Annotated in this window: 13 protein-coding genes and 1 pseudogene; 4 read left to right on the plus strand and 10 right to left on the minus strand. The window is 69.4% G+C overall.

Annotated features, from left to right (window positions below; translation table 11 throughout):
• Nucleotides 1–21: 21 nt before the first annotated feature.
• The 9 genes from OHA03_RS01525 to OHA03_RS01565 all read right to left on the minus strand — a co-directional run bounded on the left by OHA03_RS01525 (nt 22) and on the right by OHA03_RS01565 (nt 14,059).
• A complete protein-coding gene (locus OHA03_RS01525; protein WP_266999923.1) occupies nt 22–3,744 on the minus strand; it encodes a ThuA domain-containing protein in 3,723 nt (1,240 codons plus the stop codon).
• Nucleotides 3,745–4,198: 454 nt separating this feature from the next.
• Nucleotides 4,199–5,203: a sugar phosphate isomerase/epimerase gene (locus OHA03_RS01530; RefSeq protein WP_266999924.1), complete on the minus strand. Its 1,005-nt coding sequence runs from the start codon at nt 5,201–5,203 to the stop codon at nt 4,199–4,201.
• Nucleotides 5,204–5,215: 12 nt separating this feature from the next.
• On the minus strand, nt 5,216–6,445 hold the full coding sequence (locus OHA03_RS01535) for a Gfo/Idh/MocA family protein (protein ID WP_266999925.1): 1,230 nt from the start codon (nt 6,443–6,445) through the stop codon (nt 5,216–5,218).
• 68 nt (nt 6,446–6,513) lie between these two features.
• Nucleotides 6,514–7,551 carry a substrate-binding domain-containing protein gene (locus OHA03_RS01540; protein WP_266999926.1) on the minus strand — a complete coding sequence of 346 codons (1,038 nt, stop codon included), beginning with the start codon at nt 7,549–7,551 and terminating at the stop codon, nt 6,514–6,516.
• Nucleotides 7,552–7,633: 82 nt separating this feature from the next.
• A complete protein-coding gene (locus tag OHA03_RS01545) occupies nt 7,634–8,683 on the minus strand; it encodes an ABC transporter permease (protein ID WP_266999927.1) in 1,050 nt (349 codons plus the stop codon).
• Nucleotides 8,680–10,215, minus strand: a complete 1,536-nt coding sequence (locus tag OHA03_RS01550; RefSeq protein ID WP_266999928.1) for a sugar ABC transporter ATP-binding protein — start codon at nt 10,213–10,215, stop codon at nt 8,680–8,682. The genes OHA03_RS01545 and OHA03_RS01550 overlap by 4 nt, the downstream gene beginning before the upstream one ends.
• A 146-nt stretch (nt 10,216–10,361) precedes the next feature.
• Nucleotides 10,362–11,543 (minus strand): ROK family transcriptional regulator, encoded by a 1,182-nt coding sequence (locus OHA03_RS01555; RefSeq protein WP_266999929.1) that lies wholly within the window; start codon nt 11,541–11,543, stop codon nt 10,362–10,364.
• An 817-nt stretch (nt 11,544–12,360) separates the two neighbouring features.
• Entirely contained in the window at nt 12,361–13,038 is a 678-nt protein-coding gene (locus tag OHA03_RS01560; RefSeq protein ID WP_266999930.1) for a GntR family transcriptional regulator, read from the minus strand.
• 64 nt (nt 13,039–13,102) lie between these two features.
• Entirely contained in the window at nt 13,103–14,059 is a 957-nt protein-coding gene (locus OHA03_RS01565) for a beta-ketoacyl-ACP synthase III (RefSeq protein ID WP_266999931.1), read from the minus strand.
• Between the two features lie 230 nt (nt 14,060–14,289).
• Here OHA03_RS01565 and OHA03_RS01570 point away from each other — a divergent pair.
• Both OHA03_RS01570 and fdhD read left to right on the plus strand, forming a co-directional pair.
• A pseudogene (locus tag OHA03_RS01570) lies at nt 14,290–14,451 on the plus strand (Fe-S-binding domain-containing protein); the annotation flags it as partial.
• Between the two features lie 10 nt (nt 14,452–14,461).
• A complete protein-coding gene (gene fdhD / locus OHA03_RS01575) occupies nt 14,462–15,310 on the plus strand; it encodes a formate dehydrogenase accessory sulfurtransferase FdhD (protein ID WP_266999932.1) in 849 nt (282 codons plus the stop codon).
• Nucleotides 15,311–15,472: 162 nt separating this feature from the next.
• Here the strand turns inward: fdhD and OHA03_RS01580 are convergent, their stop codons facing one another.
• Nucleotides 15,473–16,546, minus strand: a complete 1,074-nt coding sequence (locus OHA03_RS01580) for a bile acid:sodium symporter family protein (protein WP_266999933.1) — start codon at nt 16,544–16,546, stop codon at nt 15,473–15,475.
• Between the two features lie 117 nt (nt 16,547–16,663).
• On the opposite strand from OHA03_RS01580, the gene OHA03_RS01585 reads away from it, so the two are divergent.
• A complete protein-coding gene (locus tag OHA03_RS01585; protein WP_266999934.1) occupies nt 16,664–17,566 on the plus strand; it encodes a LysR substrate-binding domain-containing protein in 903 nt (300 codons plus the stop codon).
• Nucleotides 17,567–17,794: 228 nt separating this feature from the next.
• A complete protein-coding gene (locus OHA03_RS01590) occupies nt 17,795–19,594 on the plus strand; it encodes a long-chain fatty acid--CoA ligase (RefSeq protein WP_267007890.1) in 1,800 nt (599 codons plus the stop codon).
• Nucleotides 19,595–19,697: the final 103 nt, after the last annotated feature.

Raw genomic sequence — 19,697 nt, forward strand, 5'->3', positions numbered from 1 at the left:
CGTCGGACTGCGGCTGTCGCCCTACGTGGCGGGCAGCTCCTTCAACTGAATGTTGCGGAAGGACACCTGGTCGTCGGCTCCGTGGTTCTGGAGGCCGATGTAGCCGTCCTTCAGGCTGCGTACGGGATCGGTGTTGGTGAAGTCGTTGATCTTGACCCCGTTCAGGAAGACCTGGAGCCGTTCACCCTGGACCTTGATCTCGTAGCTGTTCCACTGGCCGGGCGGCCGCAGGACCTGGTCGCGGGCCTTGATGTTCGCCGCCTTGAAGGTGTAGACGGAGCCTGTGGTGCGGTCGGGCGCGTCGGTGGCGTCGATCTGGACCTCGTACCCGTTGTTCACCGCGGACCAGGGGTCGTCGGACTCCGGGAAGCCGACGAAGACTCCGGAGTTGTCGTCGCCCGCCATCTTCCAGTCGAGCTTCAGCGAGTACGACCCGAGCTCCTTGGCCTGGTAGGTGAGGAGACCCATGCCGCCCTCGGAGCGGAGTTCACCGTCGACGACGTTGAACTTGCCGGGGCCGGCCTGCTTCCACCCTTCGAGCGTCTTGCCGTTGAAGATCGACCGGTAGCCGGTGTCCGGCTTGCAGTCGGCCTTGACCTGCCCGGCCGCGTAGCGGACGCCGCCGAGGAGGAGCTGGCGGAAGGCCGGTTCGGCGTACGACGCCTTGGTGTGGCCGAGTCCGGTGTAGAAGGAGCGGCCGCCCCCGTAGGACTGGCACCAGGTGATCGGGTGATCGCCCTTCATGGTGCCGCCGGTATAGGTCGTCTCGTCGAGCGTGGCGAGGACCTTCACCTTGTCACGCGGGTTGGTGCGGTAGTTGTACAGCTCGTCGGTGCGGTCCCAGGCGTCGTCGAGGTGGGCGGTGGCCGGGTGCTTGTGGTCCTCGACGCGGACGGTGACGGGCTGGATCGCGGGGTGCCCGGCGAAGTACGCGCCGACGAGCCCGCCGTAGAACGCCCAGTCGTACTCGGTGTCCGCGGCGGCGTGCACGCCCATGTAGCCACCTCCGCTGCCGATGTAGTTCTCGAACGCCTTCTGCTGGTCGGCGTTGAGGACGTCACCGGTCGTGGAGAGGAAGACCACGGCGTCGTAGCGGGCCAGGTTGCTGGTGGTGAACTGGCCCGCTTCTTCCGTGGCGTCGACGGTGATGTTGCTGCTCGCGCCGAGTTCCTTCAGTGCTGCGACGCCCTCGGGAATGGCATCGTGCCGGAAGCCGGCGGTCTTCGAGAAGACCAGGACCCGCTTGGCGGTCCGGTCGGGCGCGCTGTTGGAGAGCTCGAAGTCGTCGATGTCGTAGAGCGCGCCCTCGCCGCCCTTGAAGACCAGGAAGAGTTCGGTGGCCTGCTTCGGGACCCCGCGCAGCGGTACGTCGATGTCCTGGAAGTTCTCCCAGCCGCCGGTCACCGGCACCGGTGCGGAGCCGAGGATCTTGCCGGTCGCGGAGCCGGCCCGTACTTCGAGGAATCCGCCCGCGCCGCCGGACGAGATCCGGGCGGTGAGCTTGGTGGAGTCTCCCAGGATGTACGGCTTGAAGGCGATCCAGTCGTCGTTGTCGATGTCGCCGACCGTCTTGCCGCCCTCCGCGTTCGCCTTGTCGTACGTCTTGATGCCGGACGACTCGGTGAAGTGCTCGGCCTGCCGGTGGCGGGGCTGGAGCTGCGACTGGTCGTGGCCGCTGAGTGCGGCCTGGCCACCGCCTCCGCCGTCGGTGTACGAGGCGTCGATGACTCCGAAGATGTTGGCGTTCGGGTCGTGTCCACCGTCCATCTCGGTCTTGATGGTGCCGGAGCAGCCGTGCTCCGTGGTGATCGGGTGGCCGTGGCTGTCATGGCCGAGTACGAAGCTGACCTGGACCTTGGAGCAGTCGATGGTGCCGTCCTCGGGGTCGGTGACGGTCACCTTGAACGGGATGTCGTCGCCGAAGCTGAACAGCTGTCCGTCACCGGGGAGTTCCAGGTTCACCTTGGGTGCGGTGTTGCCGACGGTCACATGGACACTCGCCGAACCGGTCCGGCCGGTGGGGTCCTTGGCGGTGACGGTCGCGGTGTAGGTGCCGTTCTTCTTGTACGTGTACGTGGGGTTCGCGGCGGTCGACGTACCGCCGTCGCCGAAGTCCCAGGCGTAGGTGAGCGCGTCGTTGTCGGAGTCCGTGGTGCCCGCGGAGGAGAACTGCACCTTCAGCGGTGCGGTGCCGGACGTCTTGTTGGAGGAGGCTTCGGCCACCGGCGAGTGGCCGCCCGTGGCGTTCTCGATGCGGTAGAGCGCGGAGTGCTCGTCGCCGCCGAACCAGGAGACGCCGTAGTCCAGGACGTACAGCGCGCCGTCCGGGCCGAAGGCCATGTCCATCACCTGGGTCCCGGACCACGGGATGTCGTTGATGGACTGGACGTTGCCGTCGCCGTCCTGCTCGATGCGCTTGATCCACTGCCGGCCGAACTCACCGGCGAAGAAGTCCCCGTCGTACGCCTCGGGGAACTTCACGGGCGAGTCGAGGTCGGCGTCGTAGTGGTAGACGGGGCCGCCCATCGGCGACTCGGAGCCGGTACCGAACTCGGGCACGGATCCGCCGTCGTACGGGATCCAGGCGGGCTGCGCCGGGGGCAGGTCGACCAGACCGGTGTTGTGCGGCGAGGTGTTCTTCGGCGCGGCGCAGTCGAAGGCCGCTCCGGACGTCTTCGTCGCGAAGTCGTAGTCGATGAAGGGGTCGTTCTTCCCGGTGCAGAACGGCCAGCCGAAGTTGCCCGCCTTCGTCACCCGGGCGAACTCGACCTGTCCGCCGGGTCCGCGCTTCGGGTCGGCCGCACCCGCGTCGGGACCGTAGTCGCCGACGTATGCGATGCCGGTGGCCTTGTCGACGCTGAAGCGGAACGGGTTGCGGAAGCCCATCGCGTAGATCTCGGGCCGGGTCTTGTCCGTGCCCGGGGCGAAGAGGTTGCCCTCGGGGATGGTGTACGAGCCGTCGTCGGCGACCTTGATCCGAAGGATCTTGCCACGCAGGTCGTTGGTGTTGCCCGAGGTGCGCCGGGCGTCGAACGCCGGGTTGCGGTCGGGGCGTTGGTCGATCGGCGTGTAGCCGTCGGAGGCGAAGGGGTTGGAGTCGTCACCGGTCGACAGGTACAGGTTGCCCTGCGCGTCGAAGTCGATGTCGCCGCCGACGTGGCAGCAGATGCCGCGCGACGTCTTGACGTCGAGGACCTTCTTCTCGCTGCTCAGGTCGAGGGTGCCGTCCTCCTTGAGGACGAAGCGGGAGAGCCGGTTGACGCCGTCGAACTTGGCGAAGTCGGCGGCGGTGCCGGTCTCCGGGGCGTCGCCGGACGGGGTGTCCAGCGGCGGTGCGTAGTAGAGGTAGATCGCCCGGTTCTTGTCGAAGTCCGGGTCGATGCCGACGCCCTGGAGGCCTTCCTCGTCGTGCGAGTAGACCGGGAGCACGCCGGAGACCTTGGTGTTGCCGGCGCTGTCGGTGATCCGCAGCTCGCCGCTGCGCGAGGTGTGCAGGACGCTGCGGTCCGGGAGTACGGCCAGCGACATGGGTTCGCCGGTTTCGGCGGCGCCCTTGGCGAGGGTGACCTGCTGGAAGTCCTCGCCCGCGGCCGCCGCGGCGTCGGTGGCTGCCGGCGAGACCGGGCCCGACGCGGAGGCGCCGGGGGCGCCCAGGGCGAGGGTGGCTGCGGTGAGCAGGCCGCCGGTGAGCAGGGCGAGGGACTTGCGGAGTCGGGGCCGGATTCTGGTTCTGCTTCTGTGCACGAGTGTCCTCCGGAGAGTGCCGGTTGTACGGGCGGGTGGAGCCGGGCCGTTCCGCGCGGGGACTGCCGCGCAGGTCACCCGGGGCCCGTTGGGGCCCCAGCGACGTGAGTCATTTCGTGTACACCACAGGGACGGTAGACCTGTTCGTCCGGGGCGGAAAGCCCTTGCACAGCAGTTAAGTTGAACTTTTTCCTGCTGCAGGACAAAGAGGGATGAGGGCAGCCGGGACCGCCCCGACGGCTCACTTGCTGCCGTCGGGCCTTTCCCCTGCCCGAACCGAGGCTGCGCCCCGGGCCCCGCGGTCCTCAATCGCCGGGCGCGCTGAACAAGGTGCCCTCAAACGCCGGGCAGGCTTGGGTTCTCCCGCCCGAGCGGGCCACCGGAGCCGAGTCCGGATTGCCGGCCCTCCGGCGATCGAGGAGCGGAGATCCGGGGGCCGAGCCCCCGGGAACCGTCAGTCGCCGCCTCCGAACGCCGCGTCGAACGACGCCGCCGGCGGGTCGAAGTCATACCGCTTCATCGTGGCAAGCGCTTCCGGTGCACCCACGAGCCGGTCCATCCCGGCGTCCTCCCACTCCACCGAGATCGGCCCTTCGTAGCCGATCGACCGGAGCATCCGGAACACGTCCTCCCACGGCACATCACCGTGCCCGCCGGAGACGAAGTCCCAGCCGCGCCGTGGGTCGCCCCAGGGAAGGTGCGAGCCGAGGCGGCCGTTGCGTCCGTCGAGGCGTTTGCGCGCCTCCTTGCAGTCCACGTGGTAGATCCGGTCCCGGAAGTCGTAGAGGAAGCCGACCGGATCGAGGTCCTGCCAGACGAAGTGGCTCGGGTCGAAGTTCAGCCCGAACGCGGCCCGGTGGTCGACGGCCTCCAGGGCGCGGTGCGTGGTCCAGTAGTCGTACGCGATCTCGCTGGGATGCACCTCGTGGGCGAACCGCACGCCCTCTGCGTCGAACACGTCGAGGATCGGGTTCCAGCGTTCGGCGAAGTCCTCGTACCCCCGCTCGATCATCCGCGGCGGCACCGGCGGGAACATCGCCACCAGGTGCCAGATCGACGAGCCGGTGAAGCCGATGACGGTGCGGACCCCGAAGGCCGCGGCCGCGCGGGCGGTGTTCTTGATCTCCTCGGCAGCCCTGCGCCGTACCCCTTCGGGCTCACCGTCGCCCCAGATCCTGGCGGGCAGGATGCCCTTGTGCCGTTCGTCGATCGGGTTGTCGCATACGGCCTGGCCGACGAGGTGGTTGGAGATCGCCCAGCACTTCAGCCCGTACTTGTCGAGCAGCTGGTGCCGCCCGGCCAGGTAGCCGGGGTCATTGAGGGCCTTGTCGACCTCGAAGTGGTCGCCCCAGCAGGCGAGTTCGAGCCCGTCGTAGCCGAAGTCACGGGCGAGCCGGCAGACCTCCTCCAGCGGCAGGTCGGCCCACTGGCCGGTGAAGAGAGTGAAGGGACGGGGCATGCGCAGGACCTCCTAGAGCTGTACGGGGGTGTGGACGGAGTTCTTCTCGGCGCTCTCCTCCACGGCCGCGAGCACCCGCTGCACCTGGAGCCCGTCGGCGAACGACGGCACCGGGTCCGTCCCTTCGGCGATCGTCCGGACGAGGTCGCGGGCCTGGTGGATGAAGGTGTGCTCGTAGCCGAGGGCGTGGCCCGGCGGCCACCACGCCTCCAGGTACGGGTGTTCGGGCTCGGTGACGAGGATGCGGCGGAACCCGGCCGTGGCGGCCGGTTCGGTGTGATCGTGGAAGGACAGCTCGTTGAGCCGCTCCAGATCGAAGGCGAGCGAGCCGCGCTCCCCGTTGAGCTCCAGCCGCAGCGCGTTCTTGCGGCCCGCCGCCATCCGGGTCGCCTCGAACGAGGCCAGCGCTCCGGAGGCGAGCCTGCCGGTGAACACGGCCGCGTCGTCGACGGTGACCGCCCCTCGGGCATCGCTGCTCGCGACGCCCGAGAGTCCCGCCGACGCTCCGGCGAGCACGGGGCGCTCCCGTACGAACGTCTCGGACACCGCCGACACCCCCACCAGCAGCTCCCCCGCCAGATACTGGGCGAGGTCGATGATGTGCGCCCCGAGGTCGCCGAGCGCACCGGATCCGGCGTGTTCGCGCTCGAGCCGCCAGGTGAGGGGCGACTCCGGGTCGACCAGCCAGTCCTGGAGGTACGTGGCCCGTACGTGCCGCAGGGCGCCGAGCCTGCCGTCGGCGATCAGCTTCCGTGCGTACGCGATCGCCGGCACCTTGCGGTAGTTGAAGCCGACCATCGCCACCTGGCCGCGGGCCCTGGCCCGTTCCGCGGCCTCGGTCATGGCCTCCGCCTCGGCGACCGTGTTGGCGAGCGGCTTCTCGCACAGCACGTGTTTGCCGGCCTCCAGGGCGGCGATGGCGATCTCCGCATGGCTGTCGCCGGGGGTGCAGATGTCGACGAGCTGGACGTCGTCCCGGGCGATCAGGGCGCGCCAGTCGGTCTCCGCCGCCGCCCAGCCGTGCCGTTCGGCGGCGGCGGCGACCGCCGTACGGTCCCGTCCGCAGATCGCGGCGAGAGCCGGCCTCATCGGCAGGTCGAAGACGTGTCCCGCGGTGCGCCACCCCTGGGAGTGTGCGGCGCCCATGAACGCGTATCCGACCATGCCGACGCCGAGCGTCGCCTCCGGTTCTGTCGACGGCGGCGCTGCGGCTTCCTGCTCCGTCTCTTCCCTACGGGCCATACGGGCTTCCTCCTCGTCGGTCGTTCGGTGGGGGCGGCAGGAGGGTCAGCACCCTCCTGGACTGCGGATCAGCTGAAGCCCGTCGGCAGGTACTGGTCGATGTTGTCCTTGGTGACGACGGCGGAGTAGAGCGTGAGGCTGGTCGGGATCTCCAGTTCGGAGAGGCCGCCGATTCCCTTGCCCTGTCCGAGTGCGCGCGCCAGGTCGATGGCGGACGCGGCCATCGTCGGCGGGTAGAGGACGGTGGCCTTCAGGACGCTGTTGTCGGCCTTGATGGCATCCATGGCGGACTTGGCGCCCGCACCGCCGACCATCAGGAATTCGTCCCGGCCCGCCTGCTGGATGGCACGCAGCGCGCCGACACCCTGGTCGTCGTCGTGGTTCCACAGAGCATCGAACTTCTTCTGCGCCTGGAGGAGTTGAGCCATCTTCGCCTGGCCGGACTCGACGGTGAACTCGGCGGCCTGCCGGGCGACCAGCTTCACGTTGGGGTAGTTCTTGAGAGCATCGGCGAAGCCCTGGCTGCGCTGCTTGGTGAGCTCCAGGTTGTCGATGCCCGCGAGCTCGACGACCTTGGCGTTCGGCTTGTCCTTGAGCTTTTCGCCGATGTACGTACCGGCGTTGAGGCCCATGCCGTAGTTGTCGCCGCCGACCCAGCAGCGGTAGGCCTGCGGTGAGGCGAAGATTCGGTCCAGGTTGATGACGGGGATGCCCGCCTTCATCGCTTCCAGGCCGACCTGGGTGAGTGCCTTGCCGTCGGCGGGGAGGATGACGAGGACGTCGACCTTCTTGTTGATGAGGGTCTTGACCTGGCCGATCTGGGCGGCGGTGTCGTTGGAGCCCTCGGTGATCTCCAGGGTCACCTCGGAGTACTTCTCCGCCTGCGACTTGGCGTTCTCATTGATGGCGTTGAGCCACCCGTGGTCGGCCTGCGGACCGGCGAAGCCGATGGTGACGGGCTTGCCGGGCTTGTTGTCGGCGGCCGGCTGATTGGTCTGCGAGGTCTGCGACTTCTTGGGCTCGTTGCTGGTGCAGGCGGTGAGGAGGGCGCCCGCGGAGACGGCTGCGGTGCCGAAGAGCAGTCCTCTGCGGCTGGTTTCTGGCATGGCTGTGGAACCCTTCATCCGGTGCGTGGGTGGCATGCGGAACTGTGGGTGGGGCGGGATGGGGGTGGGAGAGCCCGGGGGCTCAGGTCTCCCCGTGGGCCGAGGTTCGGCCCTGGACCAGGACGGCGGCGACGATGATCGCGCCCTTGGCGATCTGCTGGACATCGCTCTGCAGATTGTTGAGAGCGAAGATATTGGTGATGGTGGTGAAGACGAGGACGCCGAGGACGGATCCGACGATCGTGCCGCGTCCGCCGCTGAGCAGGGTGCCGCCGATGATCGCGGCGGCGATGGCGTCGAGCTCGTACAGGTTGCCGTTGGTGTTCTGTCCCGAGCCGGACAGGATGATCAGCATGAAGGCGGCGATGCCGCAGCACAGCCCGGAGAGCAGGTACAGATAGAGCCGCTGCCTGGTGACGTCGATACCGGCGAGTCGGGCCGCTTCCGCGTTGCCGCCGACCGCGACCGTGCGGCGCCCGAACGTCGTGCGGTTCAGCACCAGCCAGCCGATGACGGTGGCCGCGGCGAAGACCATCACCAGGGGCGGGATGCCGAGGATGTACGAGTCGGGCAGCCCCAGGTCCAGGACCGACTGCACGGTGACGATCTGCGTCTTGCCGTCGGTGATCAGCAGGGCGAGACCGCGGGCCGAGGCGAGCATGGCCAGCGTCGCGATGAACGGCACCATCCTCCCGTAAGCGATCAGCAGCCCGTTGACGAGTCCGGCGCCGAGTCCGACGAGCACGGCGGTGAAGAGGATGCCTGCGAAGCCGTACTCCTGGGTGGCGAGCGTGGTCGCCCAGACCGAGGCGAGCGCGACCATGGCACCGACCGACAGATCGATGCCGCCGCTGGTGATGACGAACGTCATGCCGACGGTGACGACGCCGATGACGGACGACTGGGTCAGGATCAGCTGCAGGTTCCCGGTGTCCAGGAAGGCGTCGGGTTCGGTGAACCCGCCGACGGCGATCAGTACGGCGAGGACGCCGAGCAGCGACAGATTACGGACGTCCGCGCGCACCCCGAGAGCGCGCAGTCCGCGGCCCTTCGAGGGCGGCACCGAGGCGGGGGCGGGCGGGACCACCTTGTCCGGCCCACCGTGCTGCGCCGAGGAGACGGGCTGTGTCATGACGTCGGGCTCCCTTCCATCACGAGGTCGAGTACGCGGTGCTCGTCGAGCTCCCGGGCGTCCGCCGTATGCACGACGCGGCCCTCACGGAGCACCAGCACCCGGTCGGCGAGGCCCAGCACTTCGGGCACTTCGCTGGAGACCAGCAGGACGGCGAGGCCTTCGTCGGCCAGCCGGCGGATCACGGCGTAGAGCTCGGCGCGGGCGCCGACGTCGACGCCGCGGGTCGGTTCGTCGAGCAGCAGCACCCGACAGCCGCGCAGCAGCCAGCGGGCCAGGACAGCCTTCTGCTGGTTGCCGCCGGAGAGAGTACGGACGGGGGTGTCCGGGTTGTCCGGGCGCAGCGACAGTTCGCGGGTGGCGGCGCGGGCCGCCCGGCGCTCGGCCCCCCGGTCGAGCCAACCTGCCCTGGAGAAACGGGACATGGACGAGACGGAGACATTGCGGGTGACGGATTCGAGCATCAGCAGGGCCTGCGCCTTGCGTTCCTCGGGGGCGAGCCCGATGCCTGCGGCGACGGCGGCGCGGACGCTGCCGGGGCGCAGTGGCCGCCCGCCGACCAGGACCCGGCCCGCGCTCGGCCTGCGGGCTCCGTAGATCGTCTCCAGGATCTCGGAGCGCCCGGAGCCGACCAGGCCGGCGAGGCCGACGATCTCGCCGGGCTGCAGTGCGAGGTCGAGCGGTGCGAACTCCCCTTCCCTGGCCAGTCCTTCGACGGTGAGTACGGGCTCCTGCCGGGCGGCCTCCGTGACCTCCGCGGACGTCTCGGGGCGCTGCGGGAAGACGTACTCGACATTGCGGCCGGTCATCATGGCAACGATGTCCCGTGTCGGGGTGGACTTGGCGGGCAGACCGACCGCGACGGCACGCCCGTCCTTCAGCACGGTCACCCGGTCGCCGATCCGGCGGATCTCCTCCAGCCGGTGGGAGATGTAGACGACCGCGACGCCGTCGGCGGTGAGTGAGGCGACGATACGGAAGAGGTTGTCGACCTCGTCGGGGTCGAGGGCCGCGGACGGCTCGTCCATCACGATGAGGCGTACGTCGTGGGAGAGCGCCCGTGCCATGGAGACGATCTGCTGCTGGGCCGCGGAGAGCGCGCCGACCGGGCGAGCGGGATCGATCTCGGGGTGGCCGAGGCGCTTCAGCAGTCCGGCGGCCGCCGTCCGGCCCTCGCGGGTACGGACGATGAAGCGGGCGGTGGTGAGTTCATGGCCGAGGAAGATGTTCTCGGCGACCGAGAGGCCCTCGACCAGGTCGAGTTCCTGGTAGATGGTGGCGATGCCGAGGCGCATGGCGGCGATCGGCGACTTCAGCGCGACGGGCGCGCCGCGCCAGGCGATCTCGCCGTCGTCGGGCTGGTGGGCTCCGGCAAGCACCTTGATGAGGGTGGACTTGCCGGCGCCGTTCTGCCCGAGCAGACAGTGGACCTCGCCGGCCTGGACCTCCAGGTCCACGCCGTCGAGAGCGCGCACACCGGGGAACGACTTGGTGATGCCGGACATGGTGAGCAGGGGTGGTTCTGGTGCCATGACAAATCCCCTCGGCGAAATGGGGTCTCCCCTGCTCGAGCGAAGCCGAGAGCTTGGGGAAGGGCCGGTGAGCGGGCAGGGCTGTACCAGGTGCGGGTGGTGCTCAGTTGCCGATGTATCGCTGGTGCCGTACTGCCGGCCGAGGATCAGGCCGGTGAGAACAGGTGGTCGCTGATGAGCCGGGCGGCGCCGATGACTCCGGCGGCCGGTCCCAACTCGCCCAGCACGATGGGGAGATTTCCGGTGGCCAGCGGCAGGGACTGCCGGTAGACCTGGGTCCGGACGCTGGCGAGGAGCGTGTGGCCGAGGCCGGTCACGCCACCTCCGATCACCACCAGTCCGGGGTTGAAGAAGCTGACGAGTCCGGCGATGACCTGACCGACCCGGTTGCCGCCCTCGCGGATCAGGTCGAGCGAGGTCGCGTCACCGGCGGCCGCCGAGGCGGCCACATCGGCGGCGGTGAGCCGGCCCGCCGCCTCCAGTCGGGCCGCGAGCTCCTGGGACTGTCCCGTGCGCGCCGCGTCCTCGGCGTCGCGGGCCAGCGCCGCGCCGCTGAAGTGGGCCTCCAGGCAGCCCCGGTTGCCGCAGGCGCAGGCGCGCCCGTCGGGTTCGACCTGGATATGGCCGATGTCGCCCGCGCTGCCCGTCGTACCGCGGTAGACGTCGCCGCCGACGACGATGCCGCAGCCGATGCCGGTACCGATCTTGACGCAGAGGAAGTCGCCCACGGAGCGCGCGACACCTGCGTGCTGCTCCCCCATCGCCATCAGGTTCACATCGTTGTCGACCATGACGGGGCAGCCCAGTTCCTGGCTGAGCGCCTCGCGGACCGGGAAGCCGTCCCAGCCGGGCATGATCGGGGGTGCGACCGGTACGCCTTCGGGGAAGCGGACCGGTCCCGGTACGCCGATACCCGCGCCGTCGAATCCTTCCGCGAGCCCGGAGGCCCGGAGCTTGGCCGCCATGGACAGCACCTGCTCGAAGACGGCGACGGGTCCTTCACGTACGTCCATGGGGTGGTTGAGGTGACCCAGGACCTCCAACTCCGCGTTGGTGACCGCCACATCGATCGATGTGGCACCGATGTCGACGCCGAGGAAGCGCAGTGCGGGAGCAAGCCGGATGTTGTGCGAGCGACGCCCGCCGCGGGAGGCGGCGAGTCCGTCGGCCACGACAAGTCCGGTCTCCAGCAGCCTGTCCACCTCGACGGCGAGCTTGGAGCGGGAGAGATCGATCTGATCCCCCAGCTGCGCCCGTGAGTTGGGCCCGTCGTCGCGCAACAGCCGGAGCAGTCGCGCCTGATGCGCATTCGCGGGTCGTGCCGTCATACGTCTCACGCGCCCCTCCCCGCCACATCGGCTCATCCGTCGGGCTTTCGAGTGGAACGTAGCAGCGGTTGCCGGGAGTGGGAAGAAGTTGCGCAGGAATCCGCTGCAACTTTCTCCACACCCAGGACAAAGCTGTTCGACCGAGTGGTGGGCCCGCTTTCGCGCGGGCGCCTTGGGGACGTGCACTTGGCGCGGCGCGGCAGGGAAGTCAGCGGCGCCGGAACGGGCCGCCCGGAGCCGCACACACCTTGACCGCACATCGAATTGACCGCACATCGATGTCGCCGACTTCTCGACGGCTCTCTACCGGGCGCGCCGGGGCGGCCTCACCCTCTCCCGCCGGCGCTGCCACCCACGTCGCCCTGAACTCCCGGTCGGGAATGGCGGCCGCAGTCAGTCGCGGGGCCAGGGGCGGCCGTCGAGGCGTTCGATGTCGCGGTTGAGGCGCCTCGGCTCCGGCGTGGGTCTCCCGGCTGCGGTCGTCGCTTCCCTCATCCCCGTGAGGGCGGCAGCACAGCCGGGGTCCGCCGTTTCGCAGCAGGCCGCCTCCGAGGTGGCCGAAGTCAAGGCCTGACCCGCCGGTCCCCACCCGAGCAAGGTTGTCCTGTCCCGTCACGGGTCAGGACAACCTGCTTTTTGCGTGGGTGGCAGTGCTGAGCGCGGTCGGCTCGAGTCCCACAAGGTGTTCGACCTGATGGAACGGCGCAGACGGTCACCGTGTCTCGATGGTGCTGGTCGTGCCGGCGCCATCACGGACCGGATCGCGGGCGGCCTCATCACGTGGCCGCCCGCGACTCCTTCGGTTCGCTGGTTCGCTCTAGCCCTTTTCGCGCTGGTGGTACGTCTTGCGCGTGTGTTCCGTGTGCGTCCGCATGATCTCCGTGGCCCGCTGTTCATCCCGCGAGGAGATCGCCGCAATCAGTGCGCGGTGCTCGATCCAGGACTGGGTGCCGCGCTGGCGGGCCACCGGGGTGTAGTACCAGCGGACCCGGCGGTCCACCTGCCCGGCGAGCTCGGCGAGGACGACATTGCCCGCCAGCTCCATGACCTTGGCGTGGAACGCGGCATTGGTGGCGACGGCGAGATCCACATCGTCGTCGGCGACGGCCTGCTCACCCTTGGCGCAGAGCTCTTCGAGCGCGGCGATGCCGGCCGTGCCCGAGTTGGCCGCGGCCAGCCGGGCGGCCTCGGCCTCCAGGAGCGTACGGACCGACAGCAGCTGGTCCGCCTCCTCCTCGGTGGGTTCATGGACGAACGCACCTTGCGCGGGCCGCAGATCGACCCAGCCCTCGGTGTTCAACCGCTGCAACGCCTCGCGCACCGGCTGCCGGGACACACCGAGGTGTCCCGCGAGTTCGCTCTCGACCAGATGCTGGCCGGGGCGCAGCGCACGCGTGGTGATCAGTTCGAGCAGCGCCTCGTAGACACGCTCGCGCAGCGGACCGGGCCGTTCCAGCTTCGGCACAGCCCCTTGCGGCAGTCCTGTGGACAACATCGCGGTCCCCCTCCGGGCGACGAGCAACTGCTTATCGTCTACAGTCTACCGAGCACAATGGGGCTCAGGGACAGCGGATCACCTGACCGGCGTACGAAAGATTCCCGCCGAACCCGAAAAGCAGTACCGGAGCACCGCTCTCGACCTCACCCCGTTCGACCAGTTTCGACAGCGCCATGGGGATGGAAGCGGCGGAGGTATTGCCCGAATCCACTACATCCCGGGCGATGACGGCGTTGACCGCACCGATCTTCCGGGCGACCGGTTCGATGATCCGCAAATTGGCCTGATGCAGTACCACCGCAGCGAGATCCTCGGGGGCGACCCCGGCCCTTTCGCACACCTTGCGCGCGATGGGCGGCAGTTGAGTGGTGGCCCAGCGGTAGACGGACTGCCCCTCCTGGGCAAAGCGCGGCGGCGTCCCCTCGATCCGCACCGCACGCCCCATCTCCGGCACCGAACCCCACAGCACGGGGCCGATCCCGGGCGCGGCGTCCGCATCGCCCCGCGGATCCGCGACCACGACCGCGGCGCCCGCACCGTCGCCGAGCAGGACACAGGTGGAGCGGTCGGTCCAGTCGGCGATGTCGGCCATCTTGTCGGCGCCGATCACCAGCGCACGGGTCGCGGCGCCCGCCCGGACGGCGTGATCCGCGGTGGCGAGGGCGTGGGTGAAGCCGGAGCAGACCACGTTGATGTCCATCACGGCCGGCGAACCCATGCCGAGACGGGCGGCGACCCGAGCCGACATGCTCGGCGAACGGTCCATGGCGGTGGAGGTCGCGACGAGGACCAGATCGATGTCGGTGGGGAGCAGACCGGCCGTGGCGAGCGCCTTCGCCGCCGCGTGCGCGGCCATCTCGTCCACCGGCTCGTCAGGGCCTCCCACATGGCGGGTCTTGATTCCGACGCGACTGGTGATCCACTCGTCGCTGGTGTCGACCATGGCCGCCAGGTCGTCGTTGGTGAGCACCCTGGCGGGCTGGTAGTGGCCGAGCGCCACGACACGTGAGCCGGTCATGTAGAGGTTCCCCTCGCTACGTATGGCAGGAACTATCCAGTCTTGGTGGCTACCGCCCGGTACGAGTGCACGTGATCCCACAGGATTACCGGCCGAGGCTTGGAGGCTTGACAACACCCTTGACCGCCCTCAACACATACTGTAGACAATATTCTGTCGACTTGACATCGTCTCCTTCCCTCGCTCGGTCCTTCACCGAACGGAGCGCCCCGTGAAAATCGCCGTCCTGGACGGAGACCACCACCGTCTGCGCCTACTGCGGCGTGGGATGCAACGTCAGACTCCATGTGCAGGACAATGAGATCGTCGAGGTCACCTCACACGACAACCCGGTGACCTACGGCAACCTCCGCATCAAGGGCCGTTTCGGCTTCCAACACGTACAGAATCGGGTTAACCGCCATGGGACGGGTCACCGAGCGCCGCCGCACCATTCGCATCCGGGACGGGGTGGTCTCCGCCCGCCCCGACACACTCGTCGCCGAGGAGCCTCTGGAGATCCGGCTGAACGGCAGGCCGCTGGCGATCACGATGCGTACGCCGGGCGACGACTTCGCACTGGCCGCGGGCTTCCTCGTCAGCGAGGGCGTGATCGGTGACGGCGCCGAGGTGCAGTCGATCGTGTACTGCGCGGGGGCGACGGCGGACGGCGTGAACACGTACAACGTGGTGGACGTGAAGCTCGCGCCCGGCGTACAGGTCCCCGACATCACGCTGGAGCGCAACGTCTACACGACGTCGTCCTGCGGGTTGTGCGGCAAGGCGAGCCTCGACGCGGTCCGCACCACGACCCGGCACCCGATCGCCGACACTCCCCCGGTCCGGGTCGAGCCCGCGCTGCTCTCGGCCCTTCCCGACCGGCTGCGCGAGTCGCAGCGGGTCTTCGACCGGACCGGGGGGCTGCACGCTGCGGCGCTGTTCACCGAGACGGGGGAACTCCTCGACATCCGGGAGGACGTCGGCCGGCACAACGCGGTCGACAAACTCGTCGGCCGGGCCCTGACCGACCACCGGCTGCCACTGTCCCGGGCGATTCTGCTGGTGTCGGGGCGGGCCTCGTTCGAGCTGGCCCAGAAGGCGGTGATGGCCGGGATCCCGATGCTCGCCGCGGTCTCGGCGCCGTCGTCGCTCGCCGTCGACCTGGCTGTCGAGACCGGACTGACCCTGGTCGGCTTTCTGCGGGGTCCGTCCATGAACGTGTACGCGGGTGACCACCGCATCGCCCTGGAGGCGACGGTCGGCCAGGGCTGAACCGCCCGGCCCGCAACACGGGTCAGGGATCCGGCCGGCGGGGAGCGCCCCCTGCGCCGGCCGGTCCCACCCCCGTGAGTACGTCGTCGGCCCGTGCGGAGGCGGCAGAACGAGCCGTCGGGCCACGCCACCGATCAGCAGCTCACGCCACGGGCGAGCCGGTCAGCCCACCGCTACGGGCTCCTCCGCCACTGCACCGCTCGCCGGAGTCCCGAGCCGCTCCCGGTGCCCCTGCCGCGGATCCTGCGGGTCGAGCGGTTCCAGCGGGTCGCGCGAGCGACGCTTCGCGATCACCGCGCACACCATCAGCTGCATCTGGTGGAAGAGCATCAGCGGCAACACGGCCAGGCTCGCGTGTGCCCCGAAGAGCACGCTCGCCATCGGCAGCCCCGCGGCCAGGCTCTTCTTCGAACCGGCGAACTGAATGGCGATCCGGTCCCCGCGGTCGAAGCCGAGCCGCTTCGCCCCGTACCAGGTCAGTGTGAGCATCAGCGCGAGCAGCACCGCTTCGGCGGCGAGCAGCGCACCGAGCCGGGCCGGGGTGACCTGGTGCCAGATGCCGGCGACCATGCCCTCGCTGAACGCGGTGTAGACGACCAGCAGGATCGAGCCCCGGTCCACATAGCCGAGCACCTTCTTGTGGCGGGTGATGAACCCGCCGATCCAGCGGCGCAGCAGCTGCCCGGCGACGAACGGCAGCAGCAGCTGGACCCCGATCTTCAGCAGTGCGTCCGCCGAGAATCCGCCACCGCTGTTGCCGAGCACCGCGGCGGCGAGCAGCGGGGTGAGGAAGATTCCGGCGAGCGAGGAGAAGGAGCCCGCGCAGATCGCCGCCGGCACGTTGCCGCGGGCGATCGAGGTGAAGGCGATCGACGACTGGATGGTCGACGGGACGAGGCAGAGGAAGAGGAAGCCGCTGTACAGCTGGGGCGTCAGGACGTACGGAACCAGGCTCTCGCCCGCCAGGCCCAGCAGTGGGAACGCGACGAACGTGCAGATCAGGACGGTGAGGTGGAGCCGCCAGTGCTTGAGTCCGTCGAGCGCCTCGGCGGTCGAGAGTCGGGCCCCGTACAGGAAGAAGAGAAGGGCGACCGCTCCGGTCGATGCGCCGCCCGCCACGTCCGCGGCGCCCCCGGACGCCGGCAGCAGCGCCGCAAGCGCGACGGTGCCGATCAGCGCCAGGATGTACGGGTCGATCGGCAGCCAGGACGGCAGCTTCAGGGTGCGGCGGCTCATGTGCTCCACGTGTTCTCTCGTTCAGGTCGTGCCCTCTCCATCTTGCTCTTGATCACCGCAATCGGGAATCCCGCATACCGCTCTCACTGCCATCACGCATCGCGATAACCTGGCACTATGTACGACCCTGCACAGCTCCGTACCTTTCTCGCCGTCGCCCAGACGCTGAGTTTCACCCAGGCCGCCCGCCGGCTCGGCGTGCGGCAGTCCACGGTGAGCCAGCATGTACGCCGGCTCGAGGACGCGACAGGACGGCAGTTGTTCACCCGGGACACGCACCGGGTCGATCTCACCGGGGACGGCGAGGCGATGCTCGGTTTCGCCCGGACGATCCTGCAGGCCCATGAGCGGGCAGCGGCGTTCTTCACCGGTACCCGGCTGCGCGGGCGGCTGCGGTTCGGGGCCTCCGAGGACTTCGTGCTGACCCGGATGCCGGAGATCCTGGAGTCGTTCCGCCGCGACCACCCGGAGGTCGAGCTGGAGCTGACCGTGGAGCTCTCCGGGACGCTGCACCGGCAGCTGGCGGCGGGCCGACTCGATCTGGTCCTCGCCAAGCGGCGGACCGGCGACACGCACGGTGAGCTGGTCTGGCAGGACACGCTGACCTGGATCGGCGCACCGCACGTGCGGATCGATCCGGACCGTCCGGTGCCGCTGGTCCTCTTTCCGCCGCCGGGCATCACCCGGGCGCGCGCCCTGGAGGTGCTGGAGGAGCACGGCCGGTCGTGGCGGGTCGCCTGTACGAGTACGAGCCTCAGCGGACTGATCGCGGCGGCCCATGCCGGGCTGGGCGTGATGGCGCACACCCGCGGCCTCATCCCGCCGGGACTGACCCCGGTGCCGGCCAGGGCGGGTCTGCCGGAGCTCGGCGATGTGGACTTCGTCCTGCTGCACGGCCGCCGCCGGGACGCGGCACAGGAGGCGGCGGACGCGCTCGCGGCGGCGATCCTGGCGGGAGGCGACCGGCTGATGCGCTCCGTCGGCGGGATCAACGCAATAAGCGGCCGCGAGGGCGCGTGACCGAGGCGTACAGATTCGGTGGAGATTCCGGCGCAAGCTACTTACTCCTCCGTCAGATGTGCGCCCGAGCCTTGCCCATGTGGCCGGATATTTGTGGCTGACCTGTGCAGATGCCACGGTTTCCGGAGCCTCCGGGCCCTCCCGCCCCGCCGCCCGATCAGGTAGCGTCACGGCGCTGTGCGGAGCGCCACAAGGAGCAGTTCATTGCGCGAGTTCACGGTCCCACCCATGGCGGCCGCGCCCCACGTCGGCGGTCTGGCTGATGTCGTCTTCGACTACCCGGAGGAGGACCCGCATCGGATTGCGCTCGGCCGGAAGGACGCGAGCGGACGCTGGCGTGACATCACCGCCGCGACGTTCCGTGACGAAGTGCTGGCCCTCGCCAAGGGGCTGATCGCCCACGGAGTCCGGTTCGGCGACCGGGTCGCGCTGATGTCCCGAACCCGCTACGAGTGGACGCTCTTCGACTTCGCGCTGTGGACGGTCGGTGCCCAGTCCGTGCCGATCTACCCGACGTCCTCGGCCGAGCAGGTCTTCTGGATGCTGCACGACGCCGATGTCTCCGCCGTCGTGGTCGAGCACGAGGACCACGCGATGACGGTCGCCTCGGTGATCGACCGGCTGCCCGGGCTGAGGCGGCTGTGGCAGCTGGACGCCGACGCGGTGACCGAGCTCGTCGACGCGGGCACCCATGTCGAGGACGAGGTGGTGCACCGGCACCGGCGCGCGGTGACGCCCGAGTCCGTGGCGACCATCATCTACACCTCGGGTACGACGGGCCGGCCCAAGGGCTGTGTGATCACCCACGCCAACTTCATGTTCGAGACGGACACCATGGCCTCCCGGTGGGAGTCGGTCTTCCACTCCAAGCCGGGCGACGAGGCCGCCACACTCCTCTTCCTGCCGCTGGCGCATGTCTTCGGCCGGATGGTGGAGGTCACGGCGATCCGCGGCCGGGTGAAGCTGGGCCACCAGCCGGAGCTGTCGGCGAAGGCGCTGATGCCGGACCTGCTGACGTTCCGGCCGACGTTCATCCTGGCGGTGCCGTACATCTTCGAGAAGGTCTTCAACGGCGCCCGGCGCAAGGCCGAGGCGGAGGGCAAGCTCGGGCCGTTCGACAAGGCCTTCGACGTCGCGGTGAGGTACGCGGAGGCGATGGAGCACAAGGCGTTCGGAACCGGCCCGGGGCCCTCGCCGGGGCTGCGGATGCAGCACCAGTTCTTCGACAAGGTCGTGTACAAGAAGGTCCGCGAGGCAATGGGCGGCCGGGTGCGGCACGCCATGTCGGGCGGCTCCGGGATGGAGCGGCAGCTCGGTCTGTTCTTCGAGGGCGCCGGCATCACGGTGTACGAGGGGTACGGACTGACCGAGTCGACTGCGGCGGCCACCGCCAATCCGCCGGAGCGCACCCGGTACGGCACGGTCGGGCAGCCGATCCCCGGCACCACCGTGCACATCGCCGACGACGGCGAGATATGGGTGTACGGCCAGAATGTCTTCGGCGGCTATCTGGGCGACCCGAAGGCCACCGACGCGGTGCTGCACGACGGCTGGCTGGCCACCGGCGACCTGGGTGCTCTCGACGAGGACGGCTATCTGACCATCACCGGGCGGAAGAAGGAGATCCTGGTGACGTCGGGCGGCAAGAGTGTGTCGCCGGCGGGTCTGGAGGAGCGGGTGCGGGCGCATCCGCTGGTCGCGCAGTGCATCGTGGTCGGCAACGACCGGCCGTACATCGCGGCGCTGGTGACCGTGGACCAGGAGTCCGTGGACCACTGGCTCTCCATGCAGGGGCGGCCGCCGATGAGGGCGGCGGACCTGGTGCGCGACCCGGATCTGGAGATGGAGGTCCGGCGGGCGGTGGTGGCGGCCAACACGGCGGTGTCGCAGGCCGAGTCGATCCGTACGTTCCGGATACTGGCGCATCAGTTCACCGAGGAGCACGGTCTGCTGACCCCGTCGCTGAAGCTGAAGCGGAAGGCGATCGAGACGGCGTACGCCGCCGAGGTGGACGCGCTGTACCGCTGAGGCGTACCCGGGGCGCCATCCTGAAATGCCTCTCGCCGGGAATGCATCACGGCCCGTGATCGTTGTCCCTGGGAATACCAAACCGACGACGTAAGGATCGACC

The organism is Streptomyces sp. NBC_00154 (genome assembly GCF_026342835.1).
Classification (GTDB): Bacteria; Actinomycetota; Actinomycetes; order Streptomycetales; family Streptomycetaceae; genus Streptomyces.

Bases quoted from the DNA above. Each gene is read 5' to 3' on its own strand.
- OHA03_RS01530 (WP_266999924.1), bottom strand. From the start codon at position 5,203: ATGCCCCGTCCCTTCACTCTCTTCACCGGCCAGTGGGCCGACCTGCCG.
- OHA03_RS01535 (WP_266999925.1), bottom strand. From the start codon at position 6,445: ATGGCCCGTAGGGAAGAGACGGAGCAGGAAGCCGCAGCGCCGCCGTCG.
- OHA03_RS01540 (WP_266999926.1), bottom strand. From the start codon at position 7,551: ATGCCAGAAACCAGCCGCAGAGGACTGCTCTTCGGCACCGCAGCCGTC.
- OHA03_RS01545 (WP_266999927.1), bottom strand. From the start codon at position 8,683: ATGACACAGCCCGTCTCCTCGGCGCAGCACGGTGGGCCGGACAAGGTG.
- OHA03_RS01550 (WP_266999928.1), bottom strand. From the start codon at position 10,215: ATGGCACCAGAACCACCCCTGCTCACCATGTCCGGCATCACCAAGTCG.
- OHA03_RS01555 (WP_266999929.1), bottom strand. From the start codon at position 11,543: ATGACGGCACGACCCGCGAATGCGCATCAGGCGCGACTGCTCCGGCTG.
- OHA03_RS01560 (WP_266999930.1), bottom strand. From the start codon at position 13,038: ATGTTGTCCACAGGACTGCCGCAAGGGGCTGTGCCGAAGCTGGAACGG.
- OHA03_RS01565 (WP_266999931.1), bottom strand. From the start codon at position 14,059: ATGACCGGCTCACGTGTCGTGGCGCTCGGCCACTACCAGCCCGCCAGG.
- fdhD (WP_266999932.1), top strand. From the start codon at position 14,462: ATGGGACGGGTCACCGAGCGCCGCCGCACCATTCGCATCCGGGACGGG.
- OHA03_RS01580 (WP_266999933.1), bottom strand. From the start codon at position 16,546: ATGAGCCGCCGCACCCTGAAGCTGCCGTCCTGGCTGCCGATCGACCCG.
- OHA03_RS01585 (WP_266999934.1), top strand. From the start codon at position 16,664: ATGTACGACCCTGCACAGCTCCGTACCTTTCTCGCCGTCGCCCAGACG.
- OHA03_RS01590 (WP_267007890.1), top strand. From the start codon at position 17,795: ATGGCGGCCGCGCCCCACGTCGGCGGTCTGGCTGATGTCGTCTTCGAC.